This is a genomic window from Oleomonas cavernae (assembly GCF_003590945.1).
GTDB lineage: Bacteria > Pseudomonadota > Alphaproteobacteria > Zavarziniales > Zavarziniaceae > Zavarzinia > Zavarzinia cavernae.
Map to the genome: position 1 here is coordinate 3962290 of NZ_QYUK01000011.1, position 17560 is coordinate 3979849.

The window sequence follows — 17560 nt, forward strand, 5'->3', positions numbered from 1 at the left end:
CGATGACCCGTGAGAGTCAGCGACAAGCCACTTTATCGTGACGCTAGCCCGATGCTCCTAAGCGGGAGGCAACACGGCCCTGCGCCCAACACGGTTGACAGTGGGTCACGCGTCTGCAATGCAACGCCCGCGCCGGCCCCTCCCCGGCGCGAAAGCCGCTCATTCAAGCCGCAGGCGTATCCGATGACCGTGACCCCGACCGCCACCGCCCGCAACTTAGGCCCGCGCGATCTCGCGAACGCCATCCGGGCGCTTGCCATGGATGCGGTCGAGCAGGCGAAATCGGGCCATCCCGGCATGCCCATGGGCATGGCCGACGCGGCAACGGCCCTGTTCACCGAGCATCTGCGCTACGACCCCCAGAACCCGTCCTGGCCCGACCGCGACCGCTTCGTGCTGTCGGCCGGCCACGGTTCGATGCTGATCTACGCGCTGCTGTACCTGACCGGCTATCCCGATATCGATATCGAGCAGATCAAGCGCTTCCGGCAGCTGGGCAGCCGCACCGCCGGCCACCCGGAATACGGCCACGCCGCCGGCATCGAGACCACCACCGGGCCGCTGGGCCAGGGCATTGCCAATGCCGTCGGCATGGCCATGGCGGAGGCCCACCTGCGCGCCCGCTTCGGTGCCGAGTTGACCGACCACCACACCTATGTCATCGCCGGCGACGGCTGCCTGATGGAAGGCATCTCCCAGGAGGCGATCTCGCTGGCCGGGCACCTGAAGCTGAACAGGCTGATCGTGCTGTGGGACGACAACAAGATCACCATCGACGGCGCCACCTCGCTCTCGACCTCGGAAGACATGGCGGGCCGCTTCGTGGCCGCCGGCTGGGCCGTCGATGCGGTCGACGGCCACGACGACGCCGCCGTCTCGGCCGCCCTCGCCCGGGCCAAGAAGACCGCCGACCGGCCGACCCTGATCGCCTGCCGCACCACCATCGGCTTCGGCGCGCCGACCAAGGCCGGCACCCATGGCAGCCACGGCGCGCCCCTGGGTGCTGAAGAGATCAAGGGTGCCCGCGCCGCCCTGAACTGGCCCTACGGCCCGTTCGAGATCCCCGCCGACATCCTGGCCGCCTGGCGCGACGCGGCCAAGGTCCGCGCCGCCGGCGCCGCCGACTGGGCCGGGCGCCTGGCCGCCGCCCCGGCGGATGTCCGCAGCGCCTTCGAGGCCGCCTTCGCCGGCGACGTGCCCGCCGCCCTGGCCGCCGAGATCAATGCCCTGAAGGCCAAGACCAGCGCCGAGGCCCCCTCGGTCGCCACCCGCAAGTCGTCGGAAGTGGCGCTCGAGGTCGTCAACAAGGTGGTGCCGACCACCATCGGCGGCTCGGCCGACCTGACCGGCTCGAACAACACCCTGACCAAGGGCCTGGGCGCCTTCAGGCCGGGGTCCTACGACGGCCGCTATGTCTACTGGGGCATTCGCGAGCACGGCATGGCCGCGGCCATGAACGGCATGGCGCTGCACGGCGGCGTCATCCCCTACAGCGGCACCTTCCTGGCCTTTGCCGACTATTGCCGGCCCTCGATCCGCCTGGCCGCCCTGATGGGCGTGCGCTCGATCTTCGTCATGACCCATGACTCGATCGGTCTGGGCGAAGACGGCCCGACCCACCAGCCGGTCGAGCACATCGCCTCGCTGCGCGCCATTCCCAACCTGCTGGTGTTCCGGCCGGCCGACACGGTCGAGACCGCCGAGGCCTGGGCCGCAGCCCTCGACGCCAAGGCCCAGCCCTCGCTGCTGGCCCTGTCGCGCCAGAACCTGCCGACCCTGCGCACCAGCCACACCGACGAGAACCTGGTCGCCAAGGGCGGCTACGAGCTTCTGCCTGCGCAAGGGGGCCCCGCCGACGTGACCCTGTTCGGCACCGGCTCGGAACTGATGCTGGCGGTTGCGGCGCGCGACATGTTGGCGCAGGACGGCATCCGCGCGCGAGTGGTTTCACTGCCCTGTTTCGAGCTGTTCGCCAGGCAATCCGCGGCTTATCGGGCCTCGGTACTGGGTACCGCGCCGCGCGTCGGGGTTGAGGCAGGCATTGCCCAGGGCTGGGAACCCATCCTGGGGGTACCGACTTCCTTCGTGGGCATGACAGGCTTTGGCGCGTCCGCGCCGGCGCCGGATCTCTACAGGCATTTCGGCATCACGGCCGAGGGGGTAGCCGCCGCGGCCAAAGCCGCGATCGGTAATTGAGGACGGATCAGGAGGATCAAATGGCAGTTCGTGTAGCGATCAACGGTTTCGGCCGCATCGGGCGCAATGTGTTGCGCGCGATCGCAGAGTCGGGCCGCAAGGACATCGAAGTGGTGGCGATCAACGACCTCGCTCCGGTCGAGACCAATGCCCACCTGCTGCGCTTCGATTCGATCCATGGTCGTTTCCCCGGTCAGGTCGCGGTCGAGGGCGATTTCATCATCGTCAACGGCAGCAAGATCAAGGTCACTGCGATCCGCAATCCGGCCGAACTGCCCCACAAGGATCTCGGCGTCGAGATCGCCATGGAATGCACCGGCATCTTCACGGCCAAGGACAAGGCCTCGGCCCACCTGACCGCCGGCGCCAAGCGCGTCCTGGTCTCGGCCCCGGCCGACGGTGCCGACCTGACCGTGGTTTACGGCGTCAACCATGACCAGTTGAAGGACGAGCACGTCGTCGTCTCCAACGCGTCGTGCACCACCAATTGCCTGGCGCCGGTGGCCAAGGTCCTGAACGATGCCATCGGCATCGACAAGGGCTTCATGACCACGATCCATTCCTACACCAACGACCAGCCCTCGCTGGACCAGGTGCACAAGGACCTGTACCGCGCCCGCGCCGCCGCCCTCTCCATGATCCCGACCTCGACCGGCGCCGCCAAGGCCGTCGGCCTGGTGCTGCCCGAACTGAAGGGCAAGCTGGACGGTGTTTCGGTCCGCGTGCCGACCCCCAATGTCTCGGTCGTGGACCTGAAGTTCGTCGCCAAGCGCGCGACCACGGTCGAGGAAGTGAACAACGCCATCAAGCGGGCGGCCGACCAGGAGCTGAAGGGCGTGCTGGCCTACACCGACCAGCCCAATGTCTCGATCGACTTCAACCATGATCCGGCGTCGAGCACCTTCGCCCTGGACCAGACCAAGGTGATGGACGGCACGCTGGTGCGCATCCTGACCTGGTACGATAATGAATGGGGCTTCTCCAACCGCATGAGCGACACCGCCGTCGCCATGGCCAAGCTCGGTTGAGGTTGCCCTGATGACCGCGCTTCCCGCTCGCGCTGACAAACCTGCCGGCTCCGCGGGGAGCCGGTTCTTAGGCATCGACGACCTCGGCGACCTGCACGGCCGCCGGGTCCTGGTCCGGGTCGACCTGAACGCGCCGACCGTCAACGGCGTCGTCACCGACTTCACCCGCCTGGAAGCCAACGCCCTGACCCTGAACGCCCTGATCGCCAAGGGCGCCAAGGTCATCGTGCTGTCGCACTTCGGCCGGCCCAAGGGCCGCGACGAAAGCCAGACCCTGCGCCATGTGGCGGGCGCCCTGTCGGGCGTGCTGAAGCATCCCGTGTGGTTCGCCGCCGACTGCATCGGCCCGGTCGCTGAAAAGGCGGTCGACGCGCTGAAGCCGGGTGAGGTGGTGGTGCTGGAAAACACCCGCTTCTACCCGGAAGAGGAAAAGAACGATCCCGCCTTCACCGCCAAACTGGCGGCCCTGGGCGAGTTCTACATCAACGACGCCTTCTCCTGCGCCCACCGCGCCCATGCCTCGACCGCCGGCCTCGCCAGGCTGCTGCCCCATGCCGCCGGCATCTCGATGAAGGCGGAACTGGACGCGCTGGAAGCAGCGCTGGGCAAGCCGCAGCACCCGGTGGTCGCCGTGGTCGGCGGTGCCAAGGTCTCGAGCAAGCTCGACGTCATCGGCAACCTGGTGGGCAAGGTCGACACCCTGGTGATTGGCGGCGGCATGGCCAACACCTTCCTGTTCGCGCAGGGTGTGGGCGTCGGCAAGAGCCTGGCCGAGCGGGATCTGGCCGAAACCGCGCGCGAGATCGTCGCCAAGGCCAAGGCCGCCGGCACCACGATCCTGCTGCCCGTCGACGGCGTGGTGGCGCGCGAGTTCAAGGCCAATGCGGCCAACGAGACCGTGGCCATCGACGCGATCCCCGAGGATGCCATGATGCTGGACGTCGGGCCCAGGTCGGTCGAGGCGGTGGCCAAGACCCTGGCCGCGGCCAAGACCGTGGTCTGGAACGGCCCCTTCGGCGCCTTCGAGATCGAGCCCTTCGACCGCGGCACGGTCGCCGCGGCGCGCGAAGTGGCACGGCTCACCAAGGCCGGCAAGCTGTTGTCGGTCGCCGGCGGTGGCGACACGGTCTCCGCCCTCAATCATGCCGGCGTGGCGGGCGATTTCTCCTTCGTCTCGACCGCGGGCGGCGCCTTCCTCGAATGGATGGAAGGCAAGGTCCTGCCGGGCGTCGAGGCCCTGGCGAAGTGAGTGGGGCGGAGAGCCGGCCGATCGTCCGCTTCTCCGACCTAGACGATGCGCGGGCGGCGCTGGCGGCAATCCCGCCGGGCCGCCCGTTTTTTCTGGTGAGCGCAAAGGACGCCGCCGGCCGCCTGGGCGCCCGCTACCTGCTGGAAGTGGCGCGGCGGGTGCTTGAAGAAACCTCGTCATCCCGGCCGCAGAGCCGGGATCTTTCGACCCGTGTTCCCGGTGCTTCCCCGTCACGAGATCCCGGCTCTGCGGCCGGGATGACGCCTGACGCGATAATCGCCATCGATTGCGGCGCGGATGTCGCCGCGGCACTGGACGCGATTGAGGCCGGCGCCCCGGCGATCGTCATCGCGCCCCACCCGGCGCTCCAGGGCCTGGCCGCGGCCCGCGGCATCTTGGCGCTGCCTGAACAGGCCCTGGGAACCGAAATCGCCCCAAAGCCTTGATGCCGTGACGCGGTGCGGCATGGACGAGGCCGCGCCACCTTGCTAAAAACCCCGCCATTCGTCTCGCAAAACACTGACCGATCGAGGACAAGATGAAGAGCACCAAGAAGGTGAAGGAAATCCTTTCGTGGTACGAAAGTGATAATCCCGGCACCAAGGCCAACCTCGCCCGCATCCTCAGCGCGGGGCGCCTGGGCGGCACCGGCAAGCTCATCATCCTGCCCGTCGACCAGGGCTTCGAGCACGGCCCGGCGCGCAGCTTCGCGCCCAACCCCGCCGCCTACGACCCGCATTACCATTTCCAGATCGCCGTCGATGCCGGCCTTTCCGCCTATGCCTCGGTGCTGGGCATGATCGAGGCGGGCGCCGACAGCTTCGCCGGCCAGATCCCGCTGATCCTCAAGGTCAATTCCTCGAACTCGCTGTCGCGCGCCAAGGAAGCCCCCGACCAGGCGGTGACCGCCACGGTGCATGACGCCCTGCGCCTGGGCTGCTCGGCCATCGGCTTCACCATGTATCCCGGCTCGGACCAGATGTTCGAGCAGATGGAAGAGCTGCGCGAGCTGACCGCCGAAGCCAAGTCGGTGGGCTTGGCCGTGGTGGTCTGGTCCTACCCGCGCGGCGGCGACCTGAGCAAGAACGGCGAGCTGTCGATCGACGTCGGCGCCTATGCCGCGCACATGGCGGCCCTGACCGGCGCCCACATCATCAAGGTGAAGCTGGCGACCGACTTCATCGAGCAGGGCGAGGCCAAGAAGGTCTACGACAAGTATCCGATCGACCTCTCCACCCAGGCCGCACGCGTGAAGCACGTCACCCAGGCCTGCTTTGCCGGCCGCCGCATCGTCGTGTTCTCGGGCGGCGCCGCCAAGTCGGAAGATTCGGTCTATGACGATGCCCGTGCCATTCGCGACGGCGGCGGCAACGGCTCCATCATCGGCCGCAACACCTTCCAGCGCTCGCGCGAAGATGCGCTCGCCATGCTGGACAAGCTGGTCCGCATCTACAAGGGCCAGGAGTAAGCGCGCGTGGCAGGCCGTAGTGAAGACGTCGCCCCGGCCTGCCGGCTCTATCTGATCACGCCGCCCGCTTTCGAGCTGATCGCCTTCACGCAGACGCTGAAGGCGGCACTCGGCGCGGGCGACGTCGCCTGTATCCAGTTGCGTCTCAAGGACGCCGACGATGACACGGTGCTGCGCGCGGGCGAGGCCCTGCTGCCGCTGGCCCAGGACGCCGGCGCCGCCTTCCTGGTCAATGACCGGCCGGATCTCGCGCTGAAGCTTGGGGCCGACGGTGCCCATGTCGGCCAGGAAGACATGCCCTACAAGGACGCACGCAAGCTGCTGGGGCCTGACCGCATCATTGGTGTCACCTGTCACGACAGCCGGCATATGGCCATGGAAGCGGGTGAGGCCGGGGCCGACTACGTCGCCTTCGGCGCCTTCTTCCCGACCGCCACCAAGGAGGCCAAGACCCAGGCCTCGCTCGACCTCGTCGCCTGGTGGGCCGAGGTCATGACCGTGCCCCAGGTCGCGATCGGCGGCATCACGGTCGACAATTGCCGCCCCCTGGTCGCAGCCGGCCCCGACTTCCTGGCCGTCTGCGCCGGGGTGTGGAACCACCCCGACGGCCCTGCCGCCGCGGTCAAGGCGTTCGAGCGGATCTTCACCAACTCATAGGGCGGCTTTAGCCGGGCCTGCCTATCTTCCGGGGACCGTCTGGTTCTCGAATGGTGACTGTCATGCCCGGTACGATGCCGCACCAAGTGGTCGACACCGAAGCCTTCTATGTCCTGCCGGTCAGCGGCCGTGTGGGCGAGATCCTGGGCCATTTCCGCGGCCTGGCCATCCACGAGCAGGTACGCGACCGCCGCGGCGACCTCTACAGTTTCATGGGGCTGGCGCCGGTCCTGCCCGACGGCCGCATCGATGTCGAGCACATCGGTCGCGACCAGTGGCTGGTCGACGGCCGCCTGATCTATGTCCGTCAGCCGCGGGGCGCTGATTAAGCAGCCCTCTCCGCCGCGTGGCGGGGGAGAGGGAGGGGACCCGTCGCGTCAGCGATGGGGAGGGTGAGGTGGTGGATCGGGCCAGCGCGCACCCTATGCCGCCGGCCCACCTCACCCAACCCTCTCCCCCACAGGGCGGAGAGGGCTATCTCGCCGCGATGCCGGCGATTACTTCAATAAAGCTCGGTCCTGGCGTCTTCTTCCAGCATGGTGTCGATCGCCTCGGCCGGGACCGGTAGGTTCATCTGGTCCTTCAACATCTGGCCGAAGCTGGGCAGGGCGCTGCGCGGCACGAGTTTCTCGGGGTTCCACAACTCCGAACGTTTCAGGGCCTTGGTGCAGTGGAGATAGGCCTCGCGCACCTCGACCACCAGGACGCTGCGCGGTTGCTTGCCGTCGACCACGAAGCGGGCCATCAGCGCAGGCGTGGTCACCACCTGGGCGACACCGTTCACCCGCAGCATCTCGTCGATGCCGGGGATGAAGAACAGCAGGCCCACGGCCGGCGCAACGACGACGTTGCCCAGCGTGTCGAGGCGGTTGTTGCCCGGCCGGTCGGGCATGCCTAAGTGCCGGTCGTCGAGCACGTGGACGAAGCCCGGCTCGCCCCCGCGGGGCGAGACGTCGGCCAGGCCGTCGGGCCGGCTGGTGCCGATGCACAGGAAGGGCGACAGGGCGATGAAGCTGCGGCAGTGCGGGTCGAGGAAGCGCAGTTCCTTTTGATAGACCGCATCCGAGGCCCGGGGGTAGGCCGCGCGCAGGGCATCCTCGCCCGTGATCTCGTCGTTCATGCCGGCCTCCCGCTGGTCTTTGCCGAAGTCTGCGAACGAACGGCAACGAAGGCAAGCCGGTGATCGTCAATTGCTCTTGCGCTGCTCGCCCAGGAAGCCGCCGCCGGGCCTGGCCGGTTCGGCCGCCGGCGGGGTCGCGGGCGCCGGCGCCGGGGTCGCTGCGGCGGGCGGCGCGGGCGGCGCCGGTGGGGGTGCCGCCGCCGGGGGGCGGGCGGTGCGACTTCGCCCGGCCCGGCAAACAGACCGGCGATCCGGTCGCGGTAGACCAGGCCGGCGAATACCAGCCCGGCAGCCACGAGGCCCGTGAGCGCCCAGGGCAGCAGGGCCCGCGCCATCGAGCGCCGCGGCCTGGCCGGTACGCGTCCCGCCGGTATCGTCGCCTCGGCCGCGGCCGGCGGCAGGGAACTGCGCAGGGATCCGGGCGTGTAGAGGCGCAGGATCACCTCGGACATGGATTGCGGCCGCCGGTCCGGATCGGGCTCCAGCATGGCGGCGATGATCGGGCGCATCGCCTCAGGCACGCCGCTCAGGTCCGGCACCGCTTGGCGCGCGGCCAGGGCGGTTTCGATGCTGCGGCCCATGTCCAGCTTGCGGCCCAGCAGGGCGGCCGCCATCACCATCCCCAAGCTGTAGACATCGGTGCGCGCGTCGACCACGCCGTCGAAGCGGCCCAGTTGCTCGGGCGCGATGAAGGACAGCTTGCCGGCGACCTGGCCGCCCAGCAGCGTGCCTTCGTCGGCGCCGCCGACGCGGGCGATGCCGAAATCGATGATCTTGGGGCGCATCATGTCGCCCCCTTCGAAGATGATGTTGTCCGGGCTCAGGTCCCGGTGCAGCACGCCCTTGTCGTGGGCGATCTCGAGGCCCGCGGCGACATTGATCGCCATGCGCCGAACATCCTCGACGCTGAGCGGCTTGGCCGCGATCAGGCGCGACAGCGAGGGCCCGTCGACATATTCCATGACCAGATAGGTGCGGCCGCGCTCGTCGCGGAACAGGCCGTCATAGGCGACGATCGCTTCCGAGCGGAGCTGGCGCAGGGCCATGGTCTCGCGCCGGAACAGCTCGACCATGGTGGAGGAGCCGGCCAGATCCTGGCGGATGATCTTCAGGGCATGCAGCGTGCCCAGTGTTTCATTGCGGGCCCGGTAGACCTCGCCCATGCCGCCGCGGGCGATCAGCGCTTCGATGCGATAGGTGTTTCCCAGCAGGCTGTCGGGCGGCAGCGTCGTCTCAGTGTCCATGGGCCTTGATCTGTCAGGCGGCGGGCGGACCCGAGCATGGCCGCCGCCGCCCATCAGGGCAAGTGACCTGGACCACTGGAGAGACGATCAAACCGAGCCGGGCAGCAGCATCGAGCGCGGCCGGGCCTTGCCGAAGCTGATCGCATGGCCCGACCACAGGGCCCGGCGCAGGGCACCGATCGCCCGGTCCAGCGCGGCGCGGGTGCTGGGGATCATGCCGGTGAAGGTGACGAAGCCGTGCAGCATGTCCGCGTGATCCTGCACCTCGACCGGGACACCGGCCGCCCGCAGCCGGTCGGCATAGGCGCGCCCCTCGTCATAAAGCGGATCGAAACCCGCCAGCACGACGGTGGCAGGCGCCACGCCGTCCAGCCGCTCGGCGTTCAGCGGCGCCAGCAGGGCCAGATCGTCGTCGGTCAGGGTGCCCAGGCACTGGGCCCGGAACCAGTCGGTCAGTTCCTTTTCCAGGATGAAGCCCTTGGCGTAGAGCCTGGCCGAGCGTGTGTTCATGCGCCCGTCGGTCGCCGGGTAGATCAGCAACTGGTGGCAGGGCGGGGTGATGCCGGCGTCGCGTGCCATGATCGCCACCATGGCCGACAGCAGGCCGCCCGCGGAATCGCCGCCCACCGCCATCCGGTCGATATCGAAACCCATGGCCTGGCCATGGGTGACCAGGAAGCGCCAGACCGCGCCCGCGTCGATGGTCGCGGCCGGCATGGGATGTTCCGGCGCCAGGCGGTAGTCGACCGAGAGCACGGCGCAGCGCGCCTTGTCGGCAAGGTAGCGACAGGTCGAATCGTAACCCTCGACATCGCCCAGGACGAAGCCGCCGCCGTGGAAATAGACCGTGAGCGGCAAGGGCGTCGACAGGCCCGGCGGGACATAGAGCCGGGCCGCGAGCGGCCCCGCCTCGCCGGGAATGGTCAGGTCCTCGACCATGGCCATGCGCCGGGGCGCCACGCTGAACGCCTTCATGGCCGTCCGGTACAGGGCCCGGCCCTGGGACGGTGTCAGGCGGTGGATGGGAAACAGGTTGCGCTGGAGGGCCGCGAAGGTCTGGAGCTGGGGATCGAGGCGCTTGCCTTCGATCACTGCCGGCGAGAGTTGGGCCAGGCGGGTAAGAACGGGGGCTGAAACCAGGCTGAGGCCGCCCATGGCAAGGCGCTGAAGCGTGACCGCGAGACTCATGATCGAACACTCGTGCAAGGCGCGTCCCGCGACGGCGGGGCTTCTGACGCCGATGACTCCAGCGTCACCTTGTCACACCTTCGAAATGATTAATGAGAGCGGTCAAGAGAAGTTTCTGTCGGATGACAAGATTTTCCGTCTTGAAACCGGTAAATCATTGATGACGCGACGGAAGGTGCAAAACCGACCTCGGCGGCAACCCTGCAGTCGCGCAGGGGCGACAAACATTGATTCGCATCGATTGCCGAAAGCCTTGATTGAATGTATTGTAAAACGCACTACATCATCGACTGCCAGCAAGGACTGAAGCGATGCCTCGGGCACAAGACAAGAAGGACCATCCGCTTTCCATGCGCCTGCCCGAGGCCGACATTGCCCTGATCGACCGGGCGGCGGGGCTCCACGGCCGGTCGCGCACGGATTTCGTGCGCGACGCCGCCGTGCGCGCGGCCGAAGCCGTCCTGATGGAGACGCTGCCCATCCGCATGAGCGCCGACGGCTTCACGGCTTTCATCGCAGCATTGTCAGGCCCGGCGACGCCCGTGCCGGCATTGGTCGAGGTGTTGCGCCGTCCCGCCCCCTGGGAACGCCAGACATTACAGGAATAGTCGATGGCGACGCTTGGCGGCCCCGAGCCGCTGACCGCGGCGCACGACGTTGCGGCCTTTTCCTGCGGCAAGCCTGCCTTGGACAACTGGCTCAAGACCCGGGCGCTTTCCAATCAGCAGAAGGGCTTCACCGCCGTGCTGGTGGTGCACGAGCAAGGGCGCGTCGTGGGTTACTACGGCCTGGCCCCACGGCGATCGTGCCCGGCATGATGCCCCGGGCCATCCGCACGGGCCAACCGCCGGATCCCGTGCCCTGCCTGCTGCTGGGGCAACTGGCGACGGACCATGCCTGGCTGGGGCAGGGCATCGGCACCGGCCTGCTCAAGCACGCGCTGACCCGTTGTGTCGCCGCGGCCGGTTTGATCGGCGGCCGTGCGCTTGTGGTCAACGCGGTCGACGGCGAGGCCGCCGATTTCTGGCGCCGGCGCGGCTTCCTGCCGTCGAAGGACGATCCGATGATCCTGTTTCGCTCGATGGCCGACATCGCCGCTTCTCTGGCGGCAGCGGGCGGCTAACCCGCGATCAGGCGCTCGAAGGCCTCGCCCTCCAGCCAGTGCGCCACGATAGGCGTGCGCGAGGCGCCCAGTTTGTCGTAGAAGGCGTGTGCGCGGGCATTGCTGGCCAGCGAGGTCCACCACACCGCTTGCGCCCCCCGCGCCCGGCCCGCGCGGGCGACCGCCGCGACCAGCGACCGCCCCAGCCCGAAGCCGCGCGCCGCTTGCGTCACGAACAGATCGTTGAGATGGGTCACCCGCATCGTGCATTTGCCGTCGTAGGCGTCGGAATAGATCGCATAACCGACCAGGTTGCCTTGCGCATCAGCCGCGACGAAGGCCGATGCCGCCGGCGCCTGACCGAACAGTTGTTCGGCCAGGGCACCGGCATCGACCGTCTCGGCCCTGTCGCCCTCGTATATGTTCAGCGCCCGGATGAGGTCAGCGAGGGCGGCGACGTCGTCCGGCTGTGCCGGGCGGATGATCGGCTGGGACACGATGGGTTATGCCGCAGGGGCATCGAGCAGGATCGACGCCTGAATCTCATCATATTCGGCACGCAGCAAATCGCCGTCCCGCTCGATCAGCCCAATCGCTTCCAGAGCGATTACATCCTCATAGACCCGCTTGAAGTCACGCTTCAAATCCCTGCCAAGCGCACGGATGCTTACAGCCGGATGCCGGTGCAGGTGGCGCAGCAATTCATAGCGTTTCTCGGTCATGACGGAGGCAAGGGCAGACCAGGTCAGGAAGGTCACATTGTCCTGCGCCACCGATGCTTCGCCGCGCTCGGCCCGATGCCATGCCTCGGCAATGCGCCGCGCCGAATCCCTGAGGCTGCCGCCGACGAACACTTGCTTCTTCATGGTGCCCTCCGCATGGCTTCCACTTCCGATACGAACCGATCCAGAAGGGCATCGATCGTCGTGAAAACAATCAACTCCTCAGAGCCGCGAACATGGCGATGATCGCCTTTGCCGCGTTCATTGTCGTAGCCGAGCACCCGCTCGCCACCGACGACATAAGCCAGTCGATACTTGAACCCGTGCTTGGTCGGCGGCACCGGAGCCGGCAATCGCCACACCACCATTTCAACCAAACCGCCATCCGGGTAGACCACTCGCTCGCGGATCAGCAGTTCAGCTTTCATGATGGCGGATTATGCCATCAGAACCCGATGGCGTAAAGCGCCATCGGGACCGGTATGAGCAAGCTGAAAAAACAAAGCGGCCCGCCGTTGCCGGCGGGCCGCTTTGCGCATTTCATGCGGAAAGTGCCGCTCAGGCGGCCTTTTTCAGGTGCCTGGCGACCAGGATCTCGGCGATCTGCACGGCGTTGAGGGCGGCGCCCTTGCGCAGATTGTCCGAGACGACCCATAAGGCCAGGCCCTTGCCGCCCTCGACCGTGGGGTCGCGGCGGATGCGGCTGATGTAGGTCGCGTATTCGCCGACCGCTTCGAGCGGGGTGATGTAGCCGCCGTCTTCGCGCCGGTCGACGACCATGCACCCCGGCGCCTCGCGCAGGATCTCGCGGGCCTGTTCGACGGTGATCGGGTTTTCGAACTCGATGTTCACCGATTCCGAATGGCCGACGAAGACCGGCACGCGCACGCAGGTGGCGGTCAGGGCGATGTCGGGATCGAGGATCTTCCGCGTCTCCGCGGTCATCTTCCATTCCTCCTTGGTGAACCCGTCGTCCATGAAGCTGTCGATGTGGGGGATCACGTTGAAGGCGATCTGTTTGGTGAACTTCTTGGGCTCCACCCCCTGGAAGGCGGGATTGTAGAGCGCCTTGGTCTGGTTGAAGAGCTCGTCCATGCCCTTGTTGCCGGCGCCCGAGACCGACTGGTAGGTGGAAACCACCACCCGCTTGATCTTGGCGAAGTCGTGCAAGGGCTTCAGCGCCACCACGAGCTGCGCGGTCGAGCAGTTGGGGTTGGCGATGATGTTGCGCTTGGCGTAGGCGCGCAGGGCGTGCGCGTTCACTTCCGGCACGATCAGCGGCACGTCCGGGTCCATGCGGAAATGCGAGGAATTGTCGATCACCACGGCGCCGGCCGCGGCCACCTTGGGGCCCCACTTGGCCGAAATGGCGCCGCCGGCCGAGAACAGGGCAATGTCGGTGCCGCGGAAGTCGTAATCCTCGAGCGATTTGACGGTGAGGGTAGTCTCGCCGAAAGTGACCTCGGTGCCGATCGATTTGGGCGACGCGAGCGCCACCACTTCGTCAGCGGGAAACTGACGTTCGGCAAGGATGTTCAACATTTCACGGCCGACCTGACCGGTCGCGCCGACGACGGCGACCTTCCAACCCATCGTTAATTCGTCCTTCTCAAACACCGGCGGCAAAGTCCCCTGGTGCGACCGCGCACAATACGCCAATCACGCCCACGGGCAAGCCCGGGTGGCGAAAAGCCGCTATGTGCGGCTCAGCCGTCGGATCAGCCGCCATTGCGCCAAAGCGACGACAAGCAGGATCAGCCCCAGGAAACCGCCCAGCGCCGCCGCGATATAGAACGGCGCCCGGGCGCCCTCGGGCGTCAGGTCCAGCACGTAATAGTAGGGCCTGGCCAGGGCGATCCCCTCCTGGCCGTACAGCGCCTCGACCGCGCCGGGCAGGCCGTTGGCGATGAGCACGCCGGTCTGGGTGGTGATGGCGAAGGCCGGGTCGCCGCCGCCGTCATAGGGCTGCGGCCGGCCGCCCGGCACCAGGTAATGGGTGGCATTGGTCTTCAGGAAGAAGCGGATCGGATCGGTGGCTGCCGCCCCCGGCTTGACGATGGGCACATAGCGGTAGAGCCGCTTGGTGCCGCTGATCGTCTCCTCCAGCGCCACGGTACGCACGGCCTGGGCCTCGCCCACCAGGATCACCGCGCCGTCGGGCGGGGTGGCCGCGCCCAGGGCGGCGATGGTCACCGTGGCGGGCGGGGCCTCCCGGCTGGCGAACGTGGTCGAATAGTAATAGGCGCCGGCGGCGGCGAGCAGCGAGACCAGCGCCAGGGGCAGGATCACCCGCAAGGCCCGCCGGGTCCTGGCCGCCGGGTCATGAGGTGCTTCCGCCGCCTCGCGCACCCGCGCCCGCCGCCCCAGGACCGAGAGCGCCGGCCCGGCCAGCAGGAAGCCCGGCACCAAGGCGGTCCAACCCACCTGATAGCTGCCCCATTCCCGGATCTGCCATTGCGCCAGCATCTTGTAGAGGCCGCTGTAACTATAGACACCCCAGGCGAAATAGGCCGCGACCACCAGCACCCACAGCCACAAAACCGGATTTGGAAGTGAAAACCGCCGCCCCATCGCCTGCCCCTCCGCAAAACCGGGGGACCTTAGCATGGGGGTTGGTTCCAGCGAGAGGGAAGCATTACACTCCCATTGTCGTTTCCTCCCTTACGGCCAAGCGTCGAGGTCCAGATGAGCAAACTGGGACAAGACCTGATCGCCAGCGTCAACGAGGCGATCGCCATCGCCAAGGGCGAGGCTACCCTCGCCCGCGCGTTCACGGCCAACAAGATCGGCGTCGCCAAGACGCCACTCGATGCGGCCGTCGCACGCCTGGCCTCCCAGGTCGATCGTCTCGATCCCGCCAGTGAGGACGAGGCATTGGCCTGGATCGAGACCGTCTCGATTTTCGACACGCGTGATGGATCGGGATGACTGGCACTCCTCTCCAACCCCTGCCCTGTTCCGTGAATGTGCGTCATCCCGGACGAAGCGAAGCGTAGATCCGGGATCTTGGGACGTTCAGGCACCGGGAACTCTGGTCATGAGATCCCGGACAACCGCTGCGCGGTTTCCAGGATGACGGGCGCAGAATGAGGGAACGCCTCAGTGCTTCCCGTCCACCCGCTTCAGGCCCCAGCGCAGCACGGCGCGGCCGGCGTCCAGGGTGCCGGTCACCACGATCTGTTCGGCGCGGCGGGGCGGGCCCCAGTCGCTGATCGAGATCGATTCGTCGAGCGCCACCTGGCCGCCCAGGGCGCGGAACTGCCAGCCTTCGCCACCCGGCGTGCGCAGCAGCACGCCGGTGCCGTCGCCGACCAGGTTGGCGCGCACCTCGGGGCTCAAGTGAAAGCGCAGGGCGAAGGGCAGGCTGCGGCCCGAGGTGCGGCCGCGCGGCTCCACCCGGTCCTCGCCACGCAGGTCGGTGCCGTCGGCGTCGAGCCACAGGGTGCGGCGGTGGATGAGCCCCATCCGCAGGGCATAGCCGGAATGGCTGGCCTCGATCCAGACCTGGCCGTCGGCCTCGTTGCGGCTGGCGGTGGTACTCATCGCCGGCAGCATGGGGCGGTGGCCCAGGTCCTGGTCCACCGCCATGGTCCAGGCGTTCTGGTCGTCCAGGGTTACGGTCGAATGGGCGGCGGTGGAACGCGCCACTTCGCGCCATTCATGGTCCAGGCCCGGGCCCGCCCCGCAGGAGACGATCAGTCGGTCGCGCCCCGAACTCATCTCGAAGGCCAGCGGTGCCGCATGGGCGCCGTCGGAAAAGCCGGGCGACGGCGGCGCGCCGACATCGACGATCAGGGCCACGCGCCGGGTCTCGAAACGCTCGAAACCGATGTGGGGCAGGCGCGCGGGCGCCTTGCCCTTGGGCGCCGCCAGCGCCAGCACATGCTCGATCCGCGCGGCCTGCCCGGGGTGGCGCTGTGGAAGGTCGCCAGGCGGCCGTCGCCCAGCCTGAAGAAGCGCACCGCCGGGGTCAGCCGGTCGATGGCACGGACCAGTTCGACCCCCGGAACCTGGCCCGCATTGGCAAGGGCGGTGCGAATGCGCACCAGGGCCTCGAGCACGGTCAGATGGTCGGCCGGGTTGCGCGAGGCGTGGCCGCCGTCGGGCAGGATCTGCTGGGCCAGGGCCTGGTCCAGGCGGCGCAGGTCGCGCGCCAGCGGCCGGCCCCATTGGCCCAGCGCCAGATGGCCCAGGATCACGCCCATCAAGGCCTCGATCCGGCCCTTGCCCGGCTCCATCGCGCCGTAGGCCCGGCCGATATAGCGGACCTGGCGCGCCAGCGCCTCGAGGAAGCCTTCGCGCAAGGGCAGGTCGGCGCCCTCCAGCAACAGCGGCAGGTGGCCGACCCAGGCCGTGATCCGCCGGCCGGCCAGGTCGGGCCGCCACCAGGTCGCGTCGAAACGCGAAAACCGCTTCAGCCAGCCATCGAGCAGGGCGCGGGCCTGGCGTTGCGAGGCCTCGCCCCCGGCGGCGGTGAAATGGCGCAGCCAGTGGAAATCATGCAGCGCCTCGTGCCAGTCCGGGTTGGCGCCGATCAGGGTCCAGGGCGTCTGGTTGGGCGACAGCAGGGTCTCGCCGGCAAAGCGATAGCGGCCCTGGAACAGGGCATTGGCCTCGTCGGCCGAGCCTTCGAAAATATCCGGCTGGATATTGAGCGCGGCCACCGAAGGCGCCCGCCCCAGGGTGGCGATCGACAGGCGCGAGGAGGCCGCCCAGGCCTTGCCCTGGCGCAGCACGGCATCGAGCTTGGCCCGGGCCAGGCTGCGCTTGTTCCAGGCCGGCGGCAGTCCCGGCAGGGTTGCATGGGTGGTCGGGCCGAGCGCCTCTGCCCTGGGGTCCGGCGCCTGTATGCCCGTTGCCCCGGTCATCGCCATCGCCTCAGCCGCCGCCGCGCAACTGCTCGATGTTGCGGGCATAGGCATTGGCGCCGCCGGTGAAACTGGCGGTGCCGGCCACCAGCACGTCGGCGCCGGCGGCAATGGCCCTGGGGGCGGTTTCCAGGTTGATGCCGCCGTCGACCTCCAGGTCGATGGCGCGCCCGCTCGAATCGATCAGCTTGCGCAAGCTGGCGATCTTCTCGAGTTGGCTGGTGATGAAGCTCTGCCCGCCGAAGCCGGGGTTGACCGACATCACCAGGATCAGGTCGACCATGTCGATCACGGTTTCCACCGCCGAGATCGGGGTGGCGGGGTTCAGCACGACGCCGGCCTTCACGCCGTGGCCCTTGATCGTCTGCAAGCTGCGATGCAGGTGCGGGCCGGCTTCCGGGTGCAGCGAGATGATGTCGGCGCCGGCCTTGGCAAAGCCTTCGATGAAGGGATCGACCGGGGCGATCATCAGGTGGACGTCGAAGGTCTTTTTGGTGTGGGGGCGCAGGGCCGCGACGATGCTGGGGCCGATCGTGATATTGGGCACGAAATGGCCGTCCATGACGTCGACGTGAATATAGTCGGCACCGGCGGCATCCATCGCCCGCACCTCTTCGCCAAGCCTGGCGAAATCGGCGGAAAGGATGGACGGGGCGATGCGAATCGATTGCTGCATGAAATGCTCGTAACAGCTATGGGCTGGAAATCCAACCGATCA

The 17560-nt window shown here is 68.0% G+C and carries 22 protein-coding genes; 11 read left to right on the plus strand and 11 right to left on the minus strand.

Annotated elements, in window-relative coordinates; translation table 11 throughout:
- The first annotated feature begins 183 nt into the window (after window positions 1-183).
- The 7 genes from tkt (at window position 184) to D3874_RS23020 (ending at window position 6927) form a co-directional block, all read left to right on the plus strand.
- Window positions 184-2196 (plus strand): transketolase, encoded by a 2013-nt coding sequence (gene tkt / locus D3874_RS22990; protein WP_119781436.1) that lies wholly within the window; start codon window positions 184-186, stop codon window positions 2194-2196.
- 20 nt (window positions 2197-2216) lie between these two features.
- Complete coding sequence (gap, locus tag D3874_RS22995) at window positions 2217-3224, plus strand: type I glyceraldehyde-3-phosphate dehydrogenase (protein WP_119781438.1); 1008 nt, start codon at window positions 2217-2219, stop codon at window positions 3222-3224.
- A 10-nt stretch (window positions 3225-3234) separates the two neighbouring features.
- Entirely contained in the window at window positions 3235-4473 is a 1239-nt protein-coding gene (locus D3874_RS23000) for a phosphoglycerate kinase (RefSeq protein ID WP_119781440.1), read from the plus strand.
- The gene (locus tag D3874_RS28175) at window positions 4470-4919 is read left to right on the plus strand and encodes a hypothetical protein (protein WP_147385819.1); all 450 of its coding nucleotides are present in this window, start codon (window positions 4470-4472) and stop codon (window positions 4917-4919) included. Before D3874_RS23000 ends, D3874_RS28175 begins: the two co-directional genes overlap by 4 nt.
- Window positions 4920-5011: 92 nt before the next feature.
- On the plus strand, window positions 5012-5941 hold the full coding sequence (locus tag D3874_RS23010) for a class I fructose-bisphosphate aldolase (RefSeq protein ID WP_119781444.1): 930 nt from the start codon (window positions 5012-5014) through the stop codon (window positions 5939-5941).
- A gap of 6 nt (window positions 5942-5947) precedes the next feature.
- Window positions 5948-6598: a thiamine phosphate synthase gene (gene thiE / locus D3874_RS23015; RefSeq protein ID WP_119781446.1), complete on the plus strand. Its 651-nt coding sequence runs from the start codon at window positions 5948-5950 to the stop codon at window positions 6596-6598.
- Window positions 6599-6660: 62 nt separating this feature from the next.
- Entirely contained in the window at window positions 6661-6927 is a 267-nt protein-coding gene (locus tag D3874_RS23020; RefSeq protein ID WP_147385821.1) for a hypothetical protein, read from the plus strand.
- A 173-nt stretch (window positions 6928-7100) separates the two neighbouring features.
- Here the strand turns inward: D3874_RS23020 and D3874_RS23025 are convergent, their stop codons facing one another.
- From D3874_RS23025 to D3874_RS23035, 3 genes are all read right to left on the minus strand, one after another.
- Window positions 7101-7718 (minus strand): pyridoxamine 5'-phosphate oxidase family protein, encoded by a 618-nt coding sequence (locus D3874_RS23025; protein ID WP_119781449.1) that lies wholly within the window; start codon window positions 7716-7718, stop codon window positions 7101-7103.
- Window positions 7715-8962 carry a serine/threonine-protein kinase gene (locus D3874_RS23030; RefSeq protein ID WP_158596182.1) on the minus strand — a complete coding sequence of 416 codons (1248 nt, stop codon included), beginning with the start codon at window positions 8960-8962 and terminating at the stop codon, window positions 7715-7717. The genes D3874_RS23025 and D3874_RS23030 overlap by 4 nt, the downstream gene beginning before the upstream one ends.
- Before the next feature lie 87 nt (window positions 8963-9049).
- Complete coding sequence (locus tag D3874_RS23035; RefSeq protein ID WP_119781453.1) at window positions 9050-10150, minus strand: alpha/beta hydrolase; 1101 nt, start codon at window positions 10148-10150, stop codon at window positions 9050-9052.
- A gap of 311 nt (window positions 10151-10461) precedes the next feature.
- On the opposite strand from D3874_RS23035, the gene D3874_RS23040 reads away from it, so the two are divergent.
- From D3874_RS23040 to D3874_RS32560, 3 genes are read left to right on the plus strand one after another with little or no spacing between them, the layout of a single operon-like run.
- Window positions 10462-10758: a type II toxin-antitoxin system TacA family antitoxin gene (locus D3874_RS23040; protein ID WP_119781455.1), complete on the plus strand. Its 297-nt coding sequence runs from the start codon at window positions 10462-10464 to the stop codon at window positions 10756-10758.
- A gap of 3 nt (window positions 10759-10761) precedes the next feature.
- On the plus strand, window positions 10762-10968 hold the full coding sequence (locus tag D3874_RS32555; protein ID WP_233560108.1) for a hypothetical protein: 207 nt from the start codon (window positions 10762-10764) through the stop codon (window positions 10966-10968).
- Entirely contained in the window at window positions 10965-11273 is a 309-nt protein-coding gene (locus D3874_RS32560) for a GNAT family N-acetyltransferase (protein WP_233560110.1), read from the plus strand. The genes D3874_RS32555 and D3874_RS32560 overlap by 4 nt, the downstream gene beginning before the upstream one ends.
- On the opposite strand, the gene D3874_RS23050 is transcribed toward D3874_RS32560, so the two are convergent.
- From D3874_RS23050 to D3874_RS23070, 5 genes are all read right to left on the minus strand, one after another.
- The gene (locus tag D3874_RS23050) at window positions 11270-11749 is read right to left on the minus strand and encodes a GNAT family N-acetyltransferase (protein ID WP_158596183.1); all 480 of its coding nucleotides are present in this window, start codon (window positions 11747-11749) and stop codon (window positions 11270-11272) included. The genes D3874_RS32560 and D3874_RS23050 overlap by 4 nt on opposite strands.
- Before the next feature lie 6 nt (window positions 11750-11755).
- Window positions 11756-12118 (minus strand): HVO_A0114 family putative DNA-binding protein, encoded by a 363-nt coding sequence (locus D3874_RS23055; RefSeq protein WP_119781459.1) that lies wholly within the window; start codon window positions 12116-12118, stop codon window positions 11756-11758.
- Window positions 12115-12402, minus strand: a complete 288-nt coding sequence (locus D3874_RS23060; RefSeq protein ID WP_119781461.1) for a toxin-antitoxin system TumE family protein — start codon at window positions 12400-12402, stop codon at window positions 12115-12117. The genes D3874_RS23055 and D3874_RS23060 overlap by 4 nt, the downstream gene beginning before the upstream one ends.
- 130 nt (window positions 12403-12532) lie before the next feature.
- Window positions 12533-13567 carry an aspartate-semialdehyde dehydrogenase gene (locus tag D3874_RS23065; protein ID WP_119782449.1) on the minus strand — a complete coding sequence of 345 codons (1035 nt, stop codon included), beginning with the start codon at window positions 13565-13567 and terminating at the stop codon, window positions 12533-12535.
- Window positions 13568-13669: 102 nt separating this feature from the next.
- Window positions 13670-14500 (minus strand): hypothetical protein, encoded by an 831-nt coding sequence (locus D3874_RS23070; RefSeq protein WP_147385823.1) that lies wholly within the window; start codon window positions 14498-14500, stop codon window positions 13670-13672.
- Between the two features lie 159 nt (window positions 14501-14659).
- Between D3874_RS23070 and D3874_RS23075 the strand changes: the two genes are divergently transcribed.
- Window positions 14660-14902 (plus strand): hypothetical protein, encoded by a 243-nt coding sequence (locus tag D3874_RS23075; protein WP_119781465.1) that lies wholly within the window; start codon window positions 14660-14662, stop codon window positions 14900-14902.
- A gap of 171 nt (window positions 14903-15073) precedes the next feature.
- Here D3874_RS23075 and D3874_RS23080 read toward each other — a convergent pair whose 3' ends face one another.
- Genes D3874_RS23080 through rpe form a run of 3 tightly spaced genes read right to left on the minus strand, consistent with a single transcriptional unit; the run spans window position 15074 to window position 17518 of the window.
- The gene (locus D3874_RS23080) at window positions 15074-15856 is read right to left on the minus strand and encodes a heparinase II/III family protein (RefSeq protein ID WP_158596184.1); all 783 of its coding nucleotides are present in this window, start codon (window positions 15854-15856) and stop codon (window positions 15074-15076) included.
- Window positions 15766-16842: a hypothetical protein gene (locus D3874_RS28825; RefSeq protein ID WP_158596185.1), complete on the minus strand. Its 1077-nt coding sequence runs from the start codon at window positions 16840-16842 to the stop codon at window positions 15766-15768. Before D3874_RS28825 ends, D3874_RS23080 begins: the two co-directional genes overlap by 91 nt.
- Before the next feature lie 10 nt (window positions 16843-16852).
- On the minus strand, window positions 16853-17518 hold the full coding sequence (gene rpe, locus D3874_RS23085; protein ID WP_119781469.1) for a ribulose-phosphate 3-epimerase: 666 nt from the start codon (window positions 17516-17518) through the stop codon (window positions 16853-16855).
- Window positions 17519-17560 lie beyond the last annotated feature (42 nt).